This is a genomic window from Polaromonas sp. (assembly GCF_041689105.1).
GTDB lineage: Bacteria > Pseudomonadota > Gammaproteobacteria > Burkholderiales > Burkholderiaceae_C > Polaromonas.
In genome coordinates this window covers 1-18,395 of the sequence record NZ_JBDNGU010000004.1, presented here as the reverse complement: position 1 = coordinate 18,395, position 18,395 = coordinate 1, and the positions used below count along the sequence as shown (strand labels likewise).

The 18,395-nt window shown below is 58.5% G+C and carries 17 protein-coding genes and 2 tRNA genes; 7 read left to right on the top strand and 12 right to left on the bottom strand.

Annotated elements, in window-relative coordinates; translation table 11 throughout:
* The 3 genes from ACESMT_RS00420 to ACESMT_RS00410 all read left to right on the top strand — a co-directional run.
* A partial coding sequence (locus tag ACESMT_RS00420; protein ID WP_372824158.1) for an urease accessory protein UreF occupies positions 1 to 412 on the top strand: 412 nt, incomplete at its 5' end.
* A gap of 166 nt (positions 413 to 578) precedes the next feature.
* Entirely contained in the window at positions 579 to 1,235 is a 657-nt protein-coding gene (gene ureG / locus ACESMT_RS00415) for an urease accessory protein UreG (protein WP_372824156.1), read from the top strand.
* A 48-nt stretch (positions 1,236 to 1,283) separates the two neighbouring features.
* Positions 1,284 to 1,371, top strand: a tRNA-Ser gene (locus ACESMT_RS00410).
* Between the two features lie 119 nt (positions 1,372 to 1,490).
* Here the strand turns inward: ACESMT_RS00410 and ACESMT_RS00405 are convergent.
* The 7 genes from ACESMT_RS00405 to ACESMT_RS00375 form a co-directional block, all read right to left on the bottom strand.
* On the bottom strand, positions 1,491 to 2,369 hold the full coding sequence (locus ACESMT_RS00405; RefSeq protein ID WP_372824154.1) for a hypothetical protein: 879 nt from the start codon (positions 2,367 to 2,369) through the stop codon (positions 1,491 to 1,493).
* Positions 2,370 to 2,571: 202 nt separating this feature from the next.
* Positions 2,572 to 3,414 (bottom strand): outer membrane beta-barrel protein, encoded by an 843-nt coding sequence (locus ACESMT_RS00400; RefSeq protein WP_372824153.1) that lies wholly within the window; start codon positions 3,412 to 3,414, stop codon positions 2,572 to 2,574.
* Positions 3,415 to 3,671: 257 nt separating this feature from the next.
* Positions 3,672 to 4,919, bottom strand: coding sequence for a radical SAM family heme chaperone HemW (gene hemW / locus ACESMT_RS00395; protein WP_372824151.1), 1,248 nt, complete (start codon positions 4,917 to 4,919; stop codon positions 3,672 to 3,674).
* A gap of 22 nt (positions 4,920 to 4,941) precedes the next feature.
* Entirely contained in the window at positions 4,942 to 5,541 is a 600-nt protein-coding gene (rdgB, locus tag ACESMT_RS00390) for an RdgB/HAM1 family non-canonical purine NTP pyrophosphatase (protein ID WP_372824149.1), read from the bottom strand.
* A gap of 46 nt (positions 5,542 to 5,587) precedes the next feature.
* Entirely contained in the window at positions 5,588 to 6,316 is a 729-nt protein-coding gene (rph, locus tag ACESMT_RS00385; RefSeq protein WP_372824147.1) for a ribonuclease PH, read from the bottom strand.
* A gap of 109 nt (positions 6,317 to 6,425) precedes the next feature.
* A complete protein-coding gene (locus tag ACESMT_RS00380) occupies positions 6,426 to 7,328 on the bottom strand; it encodes a PP2C family serine/threonine-protein phosphatase (protein ID WP_372824146.1) in 903 nt (300 codons plus the stop codon).
* Complete coding sequence (locus tag ACESMT_RS00375; protein ID WP_372824144.1) at positions 7,325 to 8,332, bottom strand: serine/threonine protein kinase; 1,008 nt, start codon at positions 8,330 to 8,332, stop codon at positions 7,325 to 7,327. The genes ACESMT_RS00380 and ACESMT_RS00375 overlap by 4 nt, the downstream gene beginning before the upstream one ends.
* A 69-nt stretch (positions 8,333 to 8,401) precedes the next feature.
* Here ACESMT_RS00375 and ACESMT_RS00370 point away from each other — a divergent pair, with 69 nt between their 5' ends.
* From ACESMT_RS00370 to ACESMT_RS00355, 4 genes are all read left to right on the top strand, one after another.
* A complete protein-coding gene (locus ACESMT_RS00370) occupies positions 8,402 to 9,319 on the top strand; it encodes a YicC/YloC family endoribonuclease (protein ID WP_372824142.1) in 918 nt (305 codons plus the stop codon).
* Between the two features lie 42 nt (positions 9,320 to 9,361).
* Positions 9,362 to 9,982, top strand: coding sequence for a guanylate kinase (gene gmk / locus ACESMT_RS00365; protein WP_372824140.1), 621 nt, complete (start codon positions 9,362 to 9,364; stop codon positions 9,980 to 9,982).
* Between the two features lie 49 nt (positions 9,983 to 10,031).
* A complete protein-coding gene (gene rpoZ / locus ACESMT_RS00360) occupies positions 10,032 to 10,235 on the top strand; it encodes a DNA-directed RNA polymerase subunit omega (protein WP_077592946.1) in 204 nt (67 codons plus the stop codon).
* A gap of 111 nt (positions 10,236 to 10,346) precedes the next feature.
* The gene (locus ACESMT_RS00355; protein ID WP_372824138.1) at positions 10,347 to 12,587 is read left to right on the top strand and encodes a bifunctional (p)ppGpp synthetase/guanosine-3',5'-bis(diphosphate) 3'-pyrophosphohydrolase; all 2,241 of its coding nucleotides are present in this window, start codon (positions 10,347 to 10,349) and stop codon (positions 12,585 to 12,587) included.
* 124 nt (positions 12,588 to 12,711) lie between these two features.
* Here ACESMT_RS00355 and greB read toward each other — a convergent pair whose 3' ends face one another.
* The 5 genes from greB to ACESMT_RS00330 form a co-directional block, all read right to left on the bottom strand.
* On the bottom strand, positions 12,712 to 13,272 hold the full coding sequence (greB, locus tag ACESMT_RS00350) for a transcription elongation factor GreB (RefSeq protein WP_372824137.1): 561 nt from the start codon (positions 13,270 to 13,272) through the stop codon (positions 12,712 to 12,714).
* 84 nt (positions 13,273 to 13,356) lie between these two features.
* Positions 13,357 to 13,433 (bottom strand) — tRNA-Arg (locus ACESMT_RS00345).
* Positions 13,434 to 13,847: 414 nt separating this feature from the next.
* Positions 13,848 to 15,083 (bottom strand): hypothetical protein, encoded by a 1,236-nt coding sequence (locus tag ACESMT_RS00340; RefSeq protein WP_372824135.1) that lies wholly within the window; start codon positions 15,081 to 15,083, stop codon positions 13,848 to 13,850.
* Positions 15,070 to 15,537 carry a response regulator gene (locus ACESMT_RS00335; protein ID WP_372824133.1) on the bottom strand — a complete coding sequence of 156 codons (468 nt, stop codon included), beginning with the start codon at positions 15,535 to 15,537 and terminating at the stop codon, positions 15,070 to 15,072. The genes ACESMT_RS00340 and ACESMT_RS00335 overlap by 14 nt, the downstream gene beginning before the upstream one ends.
* Positions 15,538 to 15,724: 187 nt before the next feature.
* Positions 15,725 to 18,187, bottom strand: coding sequence for a hypothetical protein (locus ACESMT_RS00330; RefSeq protein ID WP_372824131.1), 2,463 nt, complete (start codon positions 18,185 to 18,187; stop codon positions 15,725 to 15,727).
* Positions 18,188 to 18,395 lie beyond the last annotated feature (208 nt).

Here is an 18,395-nt window from a genome sequence, read left to right as displayed (position 1 = left end):
CGAAACCAGCGAGATGCGCCTGCAGACCGAGCAAATGGGCCGCTCGCTGCTCGAATGGCTGCGCAACCACCACAGCGTCAGCGATGCACAGATCAACACCTGCGCGCAACTGCCGCCCACCTACCCCGTCACCTTTGCGCTTGCTGCCTCGCCGCTTGCCGCGGGCGTGGCCGACTGTTTGAGCACCTACGCCTTTGGCTGGGCCGAAAACATGATGCAGGCCGCGCTCAAGTCGGTGCCGCTGGGCCAAAGCTCTGGCCAGCGCATACTGGCCCGGCTGGCCGCTGAAATTCCGGCCGCCATCGAAACCGCCATCGCGCTTGAAGACCATGAGCGCCAGGCGTTTTCACCCATGCTGGCGATTCTTTCCTCTCAACACGAAACACAATATTCGAGATTGTTCAGATCATGACAATATCGCGCCGGCATCTGTCGTTGCGGGCTCGACCGGCAATCCATGCGTCCGAATTGGAATGGTCAACACGCGATGGATCCCCCCGGATTGGAGTCCGGGGCAGGCTCCTCAAGTCCGGGATAACAAGCTCACAAGATCACACAACACTCGCAAGGCACTTCTGATGAGCATGCACCACATCCCCAACCGCACCAAGAAACTACCGCCGCTGCGCGTGGGTATCGGCGGCCCCGTCGGCTCCGGCAAAACCACGCTGCTCGAAATGCTGTGCAAAGCCATGAAGGACAAGTACGACCTGGTGGCTATCACCAACGACATTTACACCAAAGAAGACCAGCGCATCCTGACCGTCAGCGGCGCACTGGCGGCCGAACGCATCATGGGTGTGGAAACCGGCGGTTGCCCGCACACCGCCATCCGCGAAGATGCGTCCATCAACCTTGAAGCCATTGACCGCATGCTGGTGGACTTTCCCGATGCCGACGTGGTGTTTGTCGAGTCCGGCGGCGACAACCTGGCCGCCACCTTCAGCCCCGAACTGAGTGACCTGACGATTTACGTGATCGATGTCGCCGCCGGTGAAAAGATTCCCCGCAAAGGAGGGCCCGGCATCACCAAAGGCGATTTGTTCGTCATCAACAAGACCGACCTCGCGCCGTACGTGGGCGCAGACCTGGCTGTGATGGAAGCCGACACGATCCGCATGCGCACCACGGCGAAAGGCCTGAAGCCCTTTGTCATGACCAATCTGAAGACCAACACCGGCCTGGCCGAGGTGGTGGCTTTTATCGAAAGCAAAGGCATGTTGCAAAGCGCGTGAACGCTCTCCATTCGGCGTGCCGTTGACTACAGGTAAAATAGCCAGCCTGGAAGCGTGGCAGAGTGGTCGATTGCACCGGTCTTGAAAACCGGCGATGGGAAACTATCCGTGAGTTCGAATCTCACCGCTTCCGCCAAAACAATGGTCACCGACAGCACATACTCAAGTCGCAGGGCACCATCTCGGTGTTCTTCAGCGCCTTGACATGTACAGTGTCGGATCGCAAAAACGCCGCTACCACCTTCGAAGGCGTGACTATCTGACGGAGGAGTCCCCTGCCGGAGCGACCGGGACGGAGGCTTGCCTGCGCGAAGAATCCTGAACATCATACGAGCCGAAAACTTCGCGGGCGGTGCGGGTCTCCGGCAGTATGTAGACGATGCCGTTTGTACGCGTAAAAGACGGGCTCACCACGTTCTCATAAAACTTGACCGGCACGTTGATGCAGCCGTAAGAAATCCGGTTGTCCAGCGGACTTGGGGTGGCCAAGCGCTCTGCCCGCCGCTCCTTGGGCTGCCCCGTCGCGACGCGGTGCAGCGAAAGGGCGCTGTCGTAGTCCACCCAAAGGACCTCCACGCCGTGGATATCGCGGTCTAGCGAAGCCACGAAACGACCGGCTTGCGTGATGCGCTCCTCGGGACGAATGCTTGACAGCTTGTGCTGACCGATGCCCGGAACGGCGTTATCGCCCACGGCCATCCCCAATAGCGCAGCAGCGGCACCCCGAAGCTGCCCGTGAGCATCAAAGACAAACACCCGGGCGCTCACCTTGTCGACAATCATGAAGGGCAACTTGGTGTTGTCGGCTGAGTGCACCACCCAGTCTGCAAATTTCTGCGATTCCGGGGAAGGCACTTCCGTCCCAAAGTTGACCAGCCTGAGGGTTGGGCTGGGTGCGGGGAACTCGGCAGGCATTGGGACGCTGCCATTTTCCCGGGAGCCTGCGCCAGAACCTGGCGTGATTATGGAGGGCGTGTTCTGCGCGGCCGTGGCTGGCAGCATCAATGCAACGACCGCGACCAGGCCAAGCAGCACGCCTTGCGCGAGCCGTGCGGAAGCGGGGCGCACGCAACCTGTCAAAAAACGACGTTGAATTATTTTTGCCGGGGTTCGTATCATGATGTTCCTGTTCACAAGATACCAGCTTTCGGGGCGGTACGAGAAGTCCTTTCACCTGCTTGGCCTTGGCGGTTTAGGGGACTTTGGCTACCTGTTGCAACTTATGGGTGGCGCAGATCCCGGGCGCATTGATGACGTTGCGTCGCTCAACCTGGGCAAAAGTATGGCGCGAAGGTTTTCACCTTCGCGCCAGCACTGCTTATCTTGAAACCCTACTTCAGTTGCGGCCCTGCTTGGCCGGACGAACTGGTGGCTGGTAAGCCGGCTGCGGCGCAGGAGCGGGCGCGATGACGACGGGACGCGGAGGCGGGGGCGGAGGCGCTGGCGCCACATAGACTGGTGCGGGCGGCGGCGTTACAACCGGTACGTAGGCCACAGGGGTCGGAGTTTTTGCGCCAAAACGGTAAACCAGTCCCACCGATGCCATATCGATATGGCCGCGGTTCCGGACGGGATCATTGATGCGGTAACGTTCCAGTTCGGCCCGTACAGCCAGCGCTTCTGTGATGGCGTACTGCATACCGAGACCCACTTTGAGGTTGGTGTCGTTGCGGCGGGGGTTTGTTGTGTTCGCAGCTACGGCACCGGTACTTGTGAAGCTGGCTCGGCTTTGCGCATAAGCGGCACCAATTCGACCGAAGACGGAGAAGCGATCGGATACAGGCAGCATGCCCACCAGATCCAGGTTCAGACCTCGAACGCGAGTTTCCCCGTTGAAGCTGCCCACTGGGGTAGTGTTGAACGTATAGCTAGACCGACCCAAATCAAAATAACCACCCTCAACCGCAAAATTGCGGTTGAGCTGGTAGCCGCCGAAAAGCTTGTAGCCGGTGCCGCTGTTGTCCTCAGTCGTGGATCGGACAGTCAAGCCCTGACCGGCCAGAGTTCGGTTGATGGACCCGTTGTCAAAGTCGGCACGGGTGCGGCCCACGTTGCCGCCAATGTACGGGCCGGTGGTCTCGTCTTGAGCAATGGCCCAGGGGCTGGAAACAGTTCCGAGTACAGCTAGAGCGATGAGGCCTAGCCTGCGCGTGGCTACAGGAAATGTTGATGCTGTCATGGTACGTGTCCTAAAGGTTGAGCCGAGATGTAAAAGAAGAGCACTGATTCATTGCTGGCGATGCACTGGTAAATCCGGGTGAAGCCGTGATTGAATCTGATGCCAATGTCAGGCGACCGTCACACGCGTTTTGTAGGAAAAAGCCGTCAGTCAGCGTCATTTTGTTAGAAAACAACACTGCAGGCGCTGGCAACGAATGACCATACCTCGGGCCGCCAGGCCGCCAAATTCTGGCCCCTGAACAACGCGATAGCGGTTTAATGTCCAGGCGCCAGAAACAGCGTCTGCAAATCGTTCAGGAAATCAAACCCGCGTTCGGTCGGTTTGACGCTGGCAAAGTTGCGCGTGATCAGGCCCTTGCGCTCTGCTTCGTCCAGCCCGGCCTCGATGGCACTCAAGGGCAAGCCAGTTTTTTCCGAGAAGTCCTGCAGCTTGAACCCTTCGCGCAGGCGCAGGGCGTTGAGCATGAACTCAAACGGCAAGTCGGCGCGCGCCACCTCGTTGTCCTGCGCCACGGGCGTGCCAGCAAGCGCCTTGTCCATGTACAGCGCGGGATCGCGAAAACGCACCTGACGCACCACGCGGTGCGCAAAACTGAGCTTGCTGTGCGCGCCAGCGCCTAAACCCAGATAGTCGCCAAACTGCCAGTAGTTGAGGTTGTGCGCGCAGCGATGACCGGACTGGGCATAGGCTGAGACCTCGTAGCGGTCCATCCCTGCGGCAGCGGTCAGCTCGGTGATCCGGTCGAGCATGGCATAGGCGTCGTCATCTTCCGGCAGAGTCGGCGGATGTTTGGCGAAGAAGGTGTTGGGTTCAACCGTCAGGTGGTAAATCGAGATGTGCGGCGGATCAAACGCGAGGGCCTGGCGCATGTCCTGCTCCAGATTGACCAGCGTCTGGCCGGGCAAGGCGTACATGATGTCCAGGTTGAAGGTGTCAAAAGCCTGCGCGGCTTCCTCGACCGCGGCGATGGCTTGCGCGCGGTCGTGTACGCGGCCCAGGGCCTGCAAATGCGCATCGTCAAAGCTTTGCACACCCACTGACAGGCGGGTGACACCAGCGCTGCGGAAAGCCTTGAAGCGGTCCTTCTCGAAGGTGCCGGGGTTGGCCTCCAGCGTGATCTCGCAGTCAGGCTCCAGCCGCAAGCGCGCGCGAATGTCGCCGATCAGCCGGTCGATGGCTTGCGGCGAAAACAAGCTGGGTGTGCCGCCGCCGATGAAGATGCTGTGCACCGTGCGACCCCACACCAGCGGCAGCGAAGCTTCCAGATCGGCCATCAGGGCGTCCAGGTAACGCTGCTCGGGCAGTGCGCCCTTGCTCTCGTGCGAGTTGAAGTCGCAGTAAGGACACTTCTTCAGGCACCAGGGCAGGTGTACATACAGCGACAGCGATGGGAGCGCGCTCAGTCGCAGGGTGCCGCCGCGCATGTAGTGCTGGATGTCCTTGAGCCCCGCCCCGGTTTCTTCTGCGGGTGACACACTGACAACAGGGATGGGGAAAGTCATAAGACCACGAACACGTAAACGCTCACAACCAGCGCTCGCGCATCAGCTCCATCATCCGGCGTGCCGCCTGGCCCCGGTGGCTGTTGGCGTTTTTGACCTCTACGGGCAGTTCGGCAAAGGTCTTGCCAAAGGACGGGATGAACATCACCGGGTCAAAGCCGAAACCATTGCTGCCCCGCAGCTCGCGGGCGATCTCACCCACCACGCGCCCGACCGCAATCAGGGGTTCGGGATCATCGGCAGAGCGAACCGCCACCAGCGTGCTGACCAGCGCGGCGCGGCGCTCACTGAGGCCCGCCATTTGCTCGAGCAGGGCACGCACATTGTTGTCATCGCCTTTGGCATAACCAAACTGCGTGGCGTAAAAAGCCGTGTCCACGCCCGGCAGTCCGCCGAAAGCGTCAACACACAGACCGGCGTCGTCGGCCAGTGCCGGCAAACCACTGGCTTGCGCGGCGTGGCGCGCCTTGGCCAGCGCGTTTTCAACAAAGGTGCGAAAAGGCTCTTCGGCCTCGGAGATGCCGAGCTCGGCCTGCCTGATCAAGGTGACGCCAAGCGGCTCCAGCATGGCCTGCAGTTCAGCGAGTTTTCCGACGTTGTTGGACGCAAGTACAATTTTCATAAGCAAAATATGCCTCCAGCCCTTTAACGACGGGCGCAAGAAGCTATCAATTCAGGAGCGATTTCTGCTGCAGGGCGACCAGCTCACTGATGCCTTTTTCAGCGAGTAGCAACAGCGCATCCATTTCCTTGCGCGAAAAGGCCGCGCCTTCGGCGGTGCCCTGCACCTCGACATAATGGCCGGCGCCCGTCATCACCACGTTCATGTCAGTGTCGCAGCCTACGTCCTCGATGTATTCCAGGTCAAGCAGCGGCGTGCCCTGAACAATACCGACCGAGATGGCGGCGACGTGGCCGAGGATGGGGGTTTCCTTGAGTTTGCCGTCAGCCAGCAGTTTGTTGACGGCGTCCTGCGCAGCCACAAAGGCACCGGTGATGCTGGCTGTGCGGGTACCACCATCGGCCTGGATCACATCGCAGTCAAGGTGAATCGTGCGTTCGCCGAGTTTTTTCAGGTCAAACACCGCGCGCATCGAGCGGCCGATCAGACGCTGGATTTCCTGTGTGCGCCCGCTTTGCTTGCCGCGCGCGGCCTCACGGTCGCTGCGGGTATGCGTGGCACGCGGCAACATGCCGTACTCGGCCGTGACCCAGCCTTCGCCGCTGCCTTTTTTGTGGCCCGGAACTTTTTCTTCCACCGAGGCGGTGCACAGCACCCTGGTGTTGCCAAACTCGATCAGCACCGAGCCCTCGGCATAGGCGGTGTAGGCGCGGGTAATGCGCACCGGACGCAACTGGTCGGCAGCGCGGGCACTGCTTCTTTCGAATGAACTCATGACGAAAAGGCTTTCTGGCGCGGCACGCCCGGGGTACAAATGGCAATGAAATGGCAATTATCGGGAAATGATGCCCTCCCGGGTGACCAGGCGGGTGGGTCGGGCCGGCTCAGACCTTCTTGGCGGCAGACCGGCGTATTGCCTCGTTGATCTCGGCAATGGAACGCTCAATCGCCGCATCGTCGAGGTCTTCCACCCCGGTGTCGAGCACGCCAGCCTGAATGGTGGAGGCAAACACACCGTCCATGATGGAGTCGGTCGAGACGCCACGTGTCGACTCAAAGGCGTCGGGCGTTTCCCACTCCATGGCCAGTACCGTGACGTTGTCGCCATGCTCGCCGCCGTTACGCAGCGCGTGTTCGACCATGTCAGGCACGGCGTCAGACACGCTGTTGGAGGCCATGTGGCGCACGATCTCGTTGTCGGTCAGGCTGCCCCACAGGCCATCGGAGCACAGCATCAACTTGTCCCCCTGCTGCAACACGACCGGACCGGCAATGTCAAACACCGGTTTGGACGGTGACCCCAGGCAGGTGAACAGGATGTTGCGGTTGATGCGCTCAAGCTTGATCACGCCGGCGTTTTGCTGCTCAAGGTAGGAATGGTCGCGTGTGCGGGTTAGCAGCTCACCGTCGCGCACAACATACAAGCGCGAGTCGCCACAGTGAGCCCAGGTCGCGGCGTCACCCTGCAGGATGGCTGCCACCAGTGTGGTACGCGGGGTGTCGAGCATGCCTTTTTCGCTGGCGTAACGGATGATCTGGTGATGTGCCGCCATCAGGGCGGTGGACAGGAACTCGGTCGCATCCTTGACGAGTGGGCGGGCTCCCTTCTGGTACAGCGCGGAGATGGTCTGCAGTGCCAGCTGCGCGGCGACTTCGCCTTCGGGGTGGCCGCCCATGCCGTCGGCCAGCACAAACAGGCCGGATTCACGGGTGTAGCAATACCCCATGCGGTCTTCGTTTTTTTCGCGCCCGCCCTTGCGGCTGACCTGGAAGACAGAAAATTTCATTTGAACTTCGTCGCAAAGCTGGTGGCTTTGCGCGCGCTTTTCTTGGTGTCCGACACCATGTTGTCGAACTGCAAGCGCATTTTTTCGCCGACAGTGAGTTTGGTGTAGCGCCGCTCCCCCTCGCGGCTGAGCTCTTTTTGCAGAGCAAAAACCGATTGGGGCCGGGACAATGGATCGAGCGACATGCACCACTCCACCACCTCGATCAGGTTGTCGGAGTACACGCCGCGCAACCGCGAAAGCGCAAGCGACAGCCGGTCTTTTTCCAGGCGCTGCGGCGCGTCATTGGGCGGATAGCCCTGCATGGTGGCGTAAATGCAGGCGCCAATCGCATAGATATCGGTCCAGGGTCCCATGGAGGAATCGCGGCGGTACATTTCGGGCGCAGCAAACCCGGGGGTGTACATGGGCCGGATGAAATTGCCCTCCTTGCTCAGCACCTCGCGCGCGGCGCCGAAGTCGATCATCACAGCCTTGTTGTCGTCCGTCACGAAAATGTTGGCAGGTTTGATGTCCAGGTGCAGCATCTTGTGCTGGTGCACGATACGCAGTCCGCGCAGGATCTCGTCAAACAGCGAGCGAATCGTCGATTCGCGAAACACTTTCTGCTTTTTGAGCTCGCGGGCGGTGATGATGAAGTCCTGCAGGGTGCCCCCCTCCAGGTAGTTCATCACCATGTAAACAGTTTCGTTTTCGCGAAAGAAGTTGAGCACGCTCACCACGGAGGCATGGGAGATTTGCGCCAGCGAACGGCCTTCCTCGAAAAAGCTCTTCAGGCCCAGGCGGTAGAGGGACAGTTTTTCGGGTTGCACTTGGGGCAGCAATTCACCGGGCGGGCGGCTGGCCAGCGAGGACGGCAGATACTCCTTGATGGCGACCTGCTGGCCTTCGTTGTCAACGGCCAAGTAAACTACCCCAAACCCGCCAGCGGACAGCTTGCGCACCACACGGTAGCCACCAATGACGGTATCGGGTGGAAGTGGCGCGGGCTTGACCTTTGACATAATTCGGGATTGCAGCAAGGTGACGGGGTCACCCAGTCCTGTTGACTCTTACGAAAAGCGTATTACTAAATGTCAGTTTACAGCATGACAGGCTATGCAGCCGCCCAGTCTACCCCTGCTCGCACAGCCCCGGAGGCCGATGCCGGCACCGGCAGCAACGCGCGCCTGGGCGTGGAAATACGCTCGGTCAACAGCCGTTTTCTGGACCTGGCTCTGCGCCTGCCCGACGAATTGCGGCAGGCCGAACCCGCCTTGCGCGAGCTGCTGACCGGCAAGCTCAAGCGCGGCAAGGTTGAAATACGTGTCTCACTGGACAGCCAATCCGGCGGCGGCCTCAAGGCCCCAGCCAGTGCCACCCTGCAGCGCCTGGGGTCCATGGAAGACACCGTGCGCTCCTGGCTTCCCGGTGCTGCAGCACTCAGCGTGGCCGACATTTTGCGCATGGCGGCTGGCGAAGACAAAACCGCGCACGACTACAGCGACGAGCTTCTCAAACTTGCCAAAAAAGCGCTGAAGGATCTGCTGGCCGCCCGCGAGCGCGAAGGCGCGCGGCTGGCGCAGATGCTGCTGGAGCGCACCGCCCAGCTGCGCGCGCTGGCCGCATCAGCCACCCCCATGGTTCCCAAACTGGTTTCACAGCAAAAAGCCCGCTTCATGGAGCGCTGGAAAGAGGCCATGGCCCTGACCGACGGCAGCACCCTGCCGGAAGCGGCGCAGGACCGGGCCTTGCTGGAGGCCACCTCGTTTGCGATACGTATCGATGTGGCCGAGGAAATCACACGGCTCAACTCCCACCTCGACGAAATCGACAGGCTGCTGGCCGCGGGCGGCGAAGTGGGTAAACGCCTGGACTTCCTGATTCAGGAGCTGCACCGCGAGGCCAATACCCTGGGTTCAAAATCGGGCTCGCTGGAGCTGACCCATGTGTCGGTAGACATGAAAGTATTGATCGAGCAGATCCGCGAGCAGGTTCAAAACATAGAGTAGTCCGGCTCTCCCCGAATCACCCCCTTTCAAGAACCTGTTGCCATGGATTACCCCGGAAACCTGTTTGTTGTCGCTGCGCCCAGTGGCGCCGGAAAGTCCAGCCTGGTCAAGGCGCTGATGGAGCTCGATGCGCGGGTTCAGCCGGCGGTGTCGCACACCACGCGAGCACCGCGCGGACAGGAAAAACATGGCCGGGAGTATTTCTTCATCTCGGCCGAGGAGTTCGACGGCATGGTGCTGCGCGACTCCTTCCTCGAATGGGCGCATGTGCATGGCCAGCGTTACGGCACTTCGCGCCAAACCATCGAGGAGCGCGTGGCGCACGGCGCCGATGTCATCCTCGAAATCGACTTTCAGGGCGCCATCAACATCAAGCGTATCTTCAGCAATGCGGTGCTGATCTTCATCCTGCCTCCCAGCTGGGAAGAACTGCGCTCCCGCCTGGAGCGGCGCGGCGAAGACGCACCCAAGGTGATTGAATTGCGTCTCAAAAATGCCGCCATCGAGATGGCGCAGGCCCGGGAATTTGACTTCGTTATAATCAATGAATTATTTGAACGGGCGGTTTTTGACCTGAAAACCATTGTTCATGCCCAGCGGCTCAAGTTTGCAGCACAGCGGCGCACCCGCGCCGAGACCTTCAAGGCCCTGCACATTTCCTGATCCGTTGCCCCCTCTACCCGTTTCACCGTTCCATCACCCGGAGATCATCATGGCCCGCATTACTGTTGAAGACTGCCTGGAAAAAATCCCGAACCGCTTCCAGCTGGTTCTGGCGGCAACCTACCGCGCCCGCATGCTCAGCCAGGGCCACGCGCCCAAAATCGAAAGCAAAAACAAACCCGGCGTGACTGCCCTGCGCGAGATCGCCGAAGGAAAAATCGGCCTTGAAATGCTGAAAAAAGTCCCCGGCTGATCTGCCCCCCGGCTCTAAAAAAGGCACCGCTTGCGGTGCCTTTTTTGTTTCCTGTGTTGCTCAAAAGACCGCTTTTTGCAGTTTTTATCGTCGTCGCGATACATTTAAGGCATGAGCGCCCTGGTTTCCCCTCCCGTCAATAGCAAATCAACCCCAGCTGCCGCCAACGCAGCCGCGGCAAGCTTTGCCGCGCTCACCGCCAAACTGGATTACATGAGCGCCAGCGACGTCGACAGCGTGCGCAGCGCCTACCGTTTTGCCGACGAAGCCCATCTGGGCCAGATCCGCAACGGCGGACTGCCTTACATCACCCATCCGATTGCCGTGGCCCAGCAATGCGCCGAATGGAAACTCGACGCACAGGCCCTGATGGCCGCGCTGCTGCACGACGCCATCGAGGATTGTGGCGTGACCAAACCCGAGTTGATCGAGCGTTTTGGCGCGCCGGTGGCCGAGCTGGTGGACGGCCTGACCAAGCTGGAGAAACTGGAGTTCAACACCCGCGAGGAAAACCAGGCCGAATCCTTCCGGAAAATGCTGCTGGCCATGGCGCGCGATGTGCGCGTCATCCTGATCAAGCTCGCCGACCGCAGCCACAACATGCGCACGCTTGGCGATGTGCCACGCGACAAGTGGGGCCGGATTTCACGCGAGACCCTGGACATCTACGCACCGATTGCGCACCGCCTGGGTCTGAACACCACTTACCGCGAGTTGCAGGACCTGGCTTTCCAGCATTTGTACCCCTGGCGCTACGCGACGCTGACCAAGGCGCTGGCAAGGGCCCGCGGCCGCCGCCGCGACGTGATCAAGCGCGTGCAGACCGAGGTGGATGCAGCGTTTTCCAGCGCGCATATTCAGGTGCACATCTACGGCCGTGAAAAGGCCCTGTATTCAATCTACCGCAAGATGGACGAAAAACACCTGTCTTTTGCGCAGGTCACCGACATCTACGGTTTTCGCATCATCGTCGGTGGCGTCACTGGCTGCTACACCGCGCTTGGCGTGCTGCACCAGCTGTACAAGCCGCTGCCAGGCAAGTTCAAGGACTACATCGCCATTCCCAAGGTCAATGGCTACCAGTCGCTGCATACGACGCTGGTCGGCCCTTTCGGCACCAGCATCGAGTTCCAGATGCGCACCGATGCCATGCACATCGTGGCCGAATCGGGAGTCGCCGCGCACTGGCTCTACAAAGCCACCGACCCTGAGGGCGATGCATCGCAGCGTCTTGGCACGCAGTGGCTGCAGTCCCTGCTGGACATCCAGCACGAAACGCGCGATGCCGCCGAATTCTGGGACCACGTCAAGATCGACCTGTTTCCCGACGCCGTCTATGTGTTCACCCCGAAAAGTCAGATCATGGCGATGCCGCGCGGTGCAACGATTGTCGATTTTGCCTATGCCATCCACAGCGACGTCGGGCACCGCGCTGTCGCCGCCAAAGTCAACGGCGAGCAGGTACCACTGCGCTCGGAGCTGCGCAACGGCGACGTGATCGAGATCATCACCGCGTCGGTGTCCAGCCCCAACCCCGCCTGGCTGGGCTTTGTGCGCACCGGCAAGGCCAGGTCAAAAATCCGCCATCACCTCAAGACCATGGCGTTGACCGAGTCGCAAGACCTCGGCGAAAAAATGCTGGCGCAATCGCTTCGGGCCGAAGGCATAGAACGTCTGCCCGACGACGATGAATCCAATCATGGCACCTGGGAAAAGATACTGCGGTTTTCCGGTAACCGCTCGCGGGCCGACCTGCTCACCGACATCGGGCTGGGCAAACGCATTGCCAGCATGGTCGCCAAGCGCATCGTCACGCTGCTGGCTGAAATCGGCGAAAAACCCGACCCGCTGCTGATGAGCCGCGAGCGCTACACCGCCCAAGAATCGATCTCGCAAGGCGCGCTGGTGCTCGACGGCAGTGAAGGCGCATCGGTGAAATTCGCGACCTGCTGCCGCCCCATTCCCGGCGACGAGATCGTAGGTTACCTGGGCCGTGGCGAAGGCCTGGTGGTCCACACCAACGATTGCACGGTGGCCAAAAAACTCCAGCACCGCGACAGCGAACGCTTCATCGCCGTCGACTGGTCCGACGAGCCCGCACGGGCGTTTGAAACAGGGCTGCTGGTGACGGTGACCAACGGCAAGGGCGTGCTGGCGCGGGTCGCCTCGGCGCTGGCTAGCGCCGAGGCTGACATCACGCATGTAGACATGGTGCAAGAGGCAGCGCAAGACGCCACCGACCTGCGTTTCGGCGTGGCGGTGCGCGACCGGGTGCACTTGGCATCGGTCATGCGCGGCGTCAAACGCACACCCTCGGTGCTGCGGGTCCAGCGCGCCAAGCCCGGGGTTTGATATGGCCCCCGCGTTCGCTCACTGCGTGTAGCTCTCTGCCCCCCGAAGGGGCTGCGCTTGCTCGGGGCGGCCCTTCGCGGCGCACGGCCGCTATAGCCTCCTCCGCTTCAAAAACGGGGCCAGATCAGTCGGGAGGTCGCACGGGGTAGCGCACCTCCAGCACCTCGATGTCCCGCACGCCCGCAGGGGTGATCAGCTTCACTTCGTCCCCGATCCGCGCCTTGAGCAAGGCCCGCGCTATGGGCGAAATCCAGCTGACCTGGTTCTGCGCGCTATCGGCCTCGTCGATGCCCAGTATCGTGACCGTCTGCTCAGCACCACTGTCATCAGCGTAGGTGACTGTGGCCCCAAAAAACACCTGGTCGCTGCCATGGTGCACGGCGGGGTCTGAAATTTCCGCAATCTCAAGCCGCTTGGTCAGAAACCGGATACGCCTGTCGATCTCGCGCAGGCGCTTCTTGCCGTAGTGGTAGTCGCCATTTTCCGACCGGTCGCCGTTGCTGGCCGCCCAATGCACGACCTCAACGACCTTGGGACGTTCATTGTCGATCAGGTCCAGCAACTCGGACTTGAGCCGGGCGTAACCCTGGGGCGTGATGTAGTTTTTGCCGCCGGCAGGCAGCGGCGGCAAGGACAGGTCCTCATCGTCGTCTGCGTCGGTTTCTTTGGTGAAGGCTTTGCTCATGGGAGCCTGGAGTAAAAACGTGTTCCGGCACGGGACATCGTAACGAAAAAGCCCTGGAACCTCGCGGTTCCAGGGCTTGACGTTTGGTGCGGCTGGCAGGAATTGAACCCACGACCCCTTGGTTCGTAGCCAAGTACTCTATCCAACTGAGCTACAGCCGCTAAGCCTTTAATTGTAGCGTATGTGGGTGGTAGGGTGAATGCCCCCGGATTTTGAGGAGGCTCTAACCTTTTAGAAGATGGTGCCAAAACCATGATGTCTGTCTACGGAAGCGGGTGAAGTCCGTGTTTCCACCAATGCGCGATCAAATGGAATTTTGAGGAGTGTAAAGCCTCAGATGATTTATGAGCGCATTCGCTGCGCGCGGAGGCCTCCGAAATATCGTCGCAGTGCCTCTGCTGTGCAAATAGGTGATCGGCGCTATGGTTTCGCCGGCTTTTGCCTTCCATCCCATCCCAGTTGCCAAGGCGCAGTCCCAGCGAATACGTGAGGATATCGCTCTTAGGCTACTTCAGAGTAGCCAAGCGCCCCAACGTAGTCTTTTTACCCGTCCCTCTCACAGTCGCAATTCGCCCCTAAATAAGCGAAAGCGAATAGTGCGTAATGAAATGTCGGACCGATGCCGCACTGACAAATGCAGCATATTTCTGGTGCCTATCGTCCTTTTCCTTATCCGCCGTATCGCACACCGCCTTCAATGAGACAGCCCGAACAGATATCGATGCCGACTGCGCAGCCGCGTAAACACCGTATGTCTCCATGTCCAAACCTATTACGCTCCGGTGCTGATCTTCCCGGATGCGATCAGCAATGCGCTCACTTGCCAGGACTGATGCCCCAGTCGCCATCGGCCCTAAAACGAGTTTTGGAAGCGAGAGTGAAAGCTCCCGGGATGAGTCGGCGAACGTTGCCCAGAAGTGCGTGTCTCTCTTGAACTGCAACAAGCAATTTCGGGTCTCAAGATCGATGTCTAGCTGATGCGGTGAGATAAGAAATCCATCGACACCTTGGCGGTCAACAAATTTTCCACTTTGCCAATTCCAGCTAACTTCAGCAGCGACCACATCACCCATTGAGACTTTATCCGAGAGCCCTGCGCATATACCGACCATTACTACGAGGCGAGGCCGCAGACGCGCTATAGCCTTGCTCGTCAACAGCGCCGCCTCGACGGGTCCCATACGTGCACAGAACGCGGCTGCGATGGAAATTTTCTGCTCACCCGCATCAACTTCTGCAAACCTGACAAGTTGCTTGGAGTCAAGCGGCTGCAATGGCCCAAAGTTGCCGAAAGCGCTTTCAGTTGCTGAAAATTCGGGATCTTCCAAAGCGGCTATCACGAACACGTCGCAACGTCTCGGTTCGTTCGCTTGCTCCGCCTGGCGAGCAATCCATTGGCTCACACTTTCGATATCTAGAAGCGCTTGTGCTGATTCGTTTTCATAGGCCACTATTCCCCACGGCCTCCCTCGAAAATATTCTTTCACGGCTAGCGACAAATTTACGACAGAACTAACAGCCAGAACGTAACGCGGCCTCTTCACTCCCCCGTGCTCTCCATCAAGCTGGTCAAGCAGATCGAGTGAGTGTTGCTCGTTTGGAGTACCTCCCGACCTGGCAGGAATAACGACATCCAAAATCAGGAGATCGTATTGCTGCACTTGCATTCTTTTGATCGCGTCTGCAGTTGAAACGCAGACTTCTGGATCTTTGAAGAGGTCCTTGCGCTCCTGCAAGAAGTCGAACATCCTTTGCTTCTTGCCAGGATCGTCTTCCACGACTAAAACAATAAGTGGGCTATAGGATTTCATTAGACAGGCGCTCCAGGTGAGTCATAAGTTGTCGCTCCCAGTTTGAATACGCGGAATCGAAGTACACGTAGCCTCTGTAAGTTTCCGGGTAGTCCCGCGCTAGATCAGAAGCAAGCTTTTCCAACGGCGTTGACTTGGATCCCTCCACCAAAGCTGGATACGAACTAACTACAAGCACGGGCGTAGTGAGCCCTTCCCGCATCAAGTAGTCGAAGACTTCAATCCCACCAAACGGTCTAGGTGTACCCCCACGTTCCCTGCTCTCAACGTCAAACGTAGGCAGAGACATATCAGCGATGATCAAGCTGAATGATTTATTCTCTAGCGCCGCAACAGCACTTCTGACAGACTTCGCGGTTTCGACCATATAGTTCGGCACCATCGACTTCAGAGCTGCAACGACGCTGGCAAGCTTTGTTTCGCTGTCTTCAATAACGAGAATTGAGCCTGTCATGCATATGCTCCCAAATCGGTCAACTCGTTGCCTCGGACTCGTTCAAAGAAATGTAGACAAGCTCGAAGTGAAGTTTGAAGCGCAACTTTTCATCCACATCAACGGAGAACAATGCGTCAGCACCCTGATGAACTATGCGGGCAAGGCGGGTGAGCCCTGAGCCGCCTCGGTCTTTACGCTCACTCTCTTAGTTCCGCTTGGAAATATCGTCCCTGATTTGCTCGAACTTTTTAGACCGTTCTGTCGTCCATGCGTTCTTGTCGATGTCGCTGTGAATATCGAAAACCAGCTTACGATTGTCGCTGAGTGTGATTCGAACATCGACTGGATTGCCCACTCGTATGCCCGAGTGCTCCGCGATGTTGTCGAAGGCGATCTGAAGACCGTCATGGACAAGTGGAAAGCCGTGTGAGTCTAGTTCTACAGAGTCATTTATATCTACTGTAATCGAAGGTTCAAATCCGGTGCGCCTGCTTTTCACATAGGCAAGAGCTACATCGAAGACCAGCGGCAGCGGGTATGTTTTGCCCTCCACGTTTAGGCGAGGTACTCTAATCCAACTTGAAATCAGCGATGCGTTGTACTGGAGCCGCTCCGACGCCTGATGGACTTTCGCCAAGGCGGTTGCATCAATCACACCAATGTTCCGAAGTTCGTGATTGAGTTTAGAAAAAATGTCCCGAAGCGACTTCTTGACAAAGTCATCCACGGTCGCTCGCTCTCTTTCCACCGTTGGAGACAGCGTAAACCAGAACAGCTGAAAACATTCCCTAGCGAATTGCCCAACACTTAAACATTGAGACGCTAGGCTTCTCGCCACAGCCAAAGTAAAAGGATTAAACACGAGCTCAAAAGCGGGACTTTGCCTACTAGTGGGCGCACATTGAAATATCTCATCCCGAAGTTGAGCGACGAGTTGATCAATGGCTTGGGAGAATCTGGCAAATGCGTTGTTGACCGCCTTCCGCAAGCGGATTTCTAGTGCGTTGCCGATCTCGATAGCAAGTGCCGGTGCGTCATAGTCCGCGCCTGTGCGTGGTCGCTGACCGATCATGTTCAGGTGTTCCAACGTACCGCGCAGTTCACCTGAAATTGTCCCGTGCCGGATGCGCCGGCCTATGACGGTGTCCAATCCGTTCACTGGGTCATCGACAAATTTGGTGCGGAGACTGTCTAGCATCTGAATGAGAAGATCTTCAGCCTCATTCTGAGGAATTTTGAAGACTGAACTGGACTGCTGCCTCACGCTTCTGAGCAACTCCTCCAGCGAGGGTGCCTCGCCGACACCTGTAGCAATCAACTGTTTGTACCGCTCAAAGTCGGGCGCAAGTTCCTTCGCCCCTTGAACGAGGAGCGGTTCCTCGTCAACGTACACCTTACTGTCGTCCAAGACGTCCAAAGCAATGTCTACCTCAAGCTGAGTATCAATGCGATCCGCCTCGGAGATCAGCTGTGCAGAGGATCGCGTACTGATTGACGAAGCGAGCCGCAGAATCTCCGAGCGACTCTTGAGCGCTTGCCTTGAACCGTCAACTCCTGGCAGTAGTTCAAGGGTCGGAAGATCGCAAACAGTTGTCATAAAATAGGTAAGAAGCTCCATATTTGACGTGGCTGGAACAAGATTTGCACAGAGCTCACAGACGGACGCTGCGGCGTGTGCACGCATAAGTGACTCGATAGCGAAGCGCTTGAACGTACGGATCTGTCGTTCGTCTTGAAGTGACAGATACTGATGCAGGCTGCAGCAAAGCTCGACTGAGGGTCCATACGAGGCCACTTTCTTCCAACTTCCGCCTCGGAACAGGTCTGCCAACGGCAGCCCAGTTACAAGGCGCGGATTCTCCAGAGAAGCATTGGCGCAGATAGCGATGGCTGTAACGTCGTCCCCGTTTTCGTGAGCTGTGCGGGCGCACTCGACAGCAATGCACTCCAACGTGGTTGCAGGCAATTTTTCCCCTCGCCAGATGGGGATGCCATCAACGATCACCTCGGCCGGGTCGAGTCCAGGAGGCGTAACTAGTTTCTTTAGGTAGCCTCCATCACTACCAGTCTGGACGGCTAGCCGTCTAGCGACTTCGACCTTCAGATTTTCGTCCAATGGCCGCGTTAGCACCTCGGCACGCCTGATCGGTCCGAGAACCTCTGAAATCTTTGGAACCCGCGGATACACAGATAGAAAAATGGCTTCTGGCAGCCAATTGAAGTTGAGGAGGAGTTTTCGGAATTGTTCCTCGTCCGCCTCGCTTCCACTGTAAGTAATGAGCGAGGCAAGCCCTCGGACGGTGATTCCGCCGGTGGCGCTTTCTTGCCCATCGAAGGCAATGTCAACAGCCGACACCAGGGACGTCATGAGGTGATGCGAAACTCGCAACTGAGTTCCGCTTTCGTTCATTCGAAATACGGTAGAGAACAGTGGGTCGCGAAAGTCGCCAACTATCTGCGCGGCAATATCCAGCGTGTCCGAATCGTGCACACCACTCGCGAGTAACGAAGCGGCGACCTTCATAGTCGTGTGCAGAAGGTCGATACGCGTCGTAAGTTTTTCAAATGACAATACAGTCGCGAGATCTTCAACCGTTACGGGAAGTACTCCCGTTGTCCGGAAGATCGCGTATGTACGTTGCCGCTCCTCCAACTTCGAATCGCCCATGCGCTTTGCGACCAGCACCTTAAAACGCGCGCTGGACTGAGAAGCCTCGGCGCGCAGTCCGAAGTGATGTGGTGGTCTAATAAAAACAGACAGCCCGATAGGTTGTTAAAACCGAAATGGCATAAACCGTGAGCAACCCAAAATCCAGAAGAGTATTTGACACAGACTTCAAGCTGCAAGTCGTGCAAATGGTCAAGACGCAAGGCCT

Bases quoted from the DNA above. Each gene is read 5' to 3' on its own strand.
- ureG (WP_372824156.1), top strand. From the start codon at position 579: ATGAGCATGCACCACATCCCCAACCGCACCAAGAAACTACCGCCGCTG.
- ACESMT_RS00400 (WP_372824153.1), bottom strand. From the start codon at position 3,414: ATGACAGCATCAACATTTCCTGTAGCCACGCGCAGGCTAGGCCTCATC.
- hemW (WP_372824151.1), bottom strand. From the start codon at position 4,919: ATGACTTTCCCCATCCCTGTTGTCAGTGTGTCACCCGCAGAAGAAACC.
- rdgB (WP_372824149.1), bottom strand. From the start codon at position 5,541: ATGAAAATTGTACTTGCGTCCAACAACGTCGGAAAACTCGCTGAACTG.
- rph (WP_372824147.1), bottom strand. From the start codon at position 6,316: ATGAGTTCATTCGAAAGAAGCAGTGCCCGCGCTGCCGACCAGTTGCGT.
- ACESMT_RS00380 (WP_372824146.1), bottom strand. From the start codon at position 7,328: ATGAAATTTTCTGTCTTCCAGGTCAGCCGCAAGGGCGGGCGCGAAAAA.
- ACESMT_RS00375 (WP_372824144.1), bottom strand. From the start codon at position 8,332: ATGTCAAAGGTCAAGCCCGCGCCACTTCCACCCGATACCGTCATTGGT.
- ACESMT_RS00370 (WP_372824142.1), top strand. From the start codon at position 8,402: ATGTCAGTTTACAGCATGACAGGCTATGCAGCCGCCCAGTCTACCCCT.
- gmk (WP_372824140.1), top strand. From the start codon at position 9,362: ATGGATTACCCCGGAAACCTGTTTGTTGTCGCTGCGCCCAGTGGCGCC.
- rpoZ (WP_077592946.1), top strand. From the start codon at position 10,032: ATGGCCCGCATTACTGTTGAAGACTGCCTGGAAAAAATCCCGAACCGC.
- ACESMT_RS00355 (WP_372824138.1), top strand. From the start codon at position 10,347: ATGAGCGCCCTGGTTTCCCCTCCCGTCAATAGCAAATCAACCCCAGCT.
- greB (WP_372824137.1), bottom strand. From the start codon at position 13,272: ATGAGCAAAGCCTTCACCAAAGAAACCGACGCAGACGACGATGAGGAC.
- ACESMT_RS00340 (WP_372824135.1), bottom strand. From the start codon at position 15,083: ATGAAATCCTATAGCCCACTTATTGTTTTAGTCGTGGAAGACGATCCT.
- ACESMT_RS00335 (WP_372824133.1), bottom strand. From the start codon at position 15,537: ATGACAGGCTCAATTCTCGTTATTGAAGACAGCGAAACAAAGCTTGCC.
- ACESMT_RS00330 (WP_372824131.1), bottom strand. From the start codon at position 18,187: ATGGGCGATTCGAAGTTGGAGGAGCGGCAACGTACATACGCGATCTTC.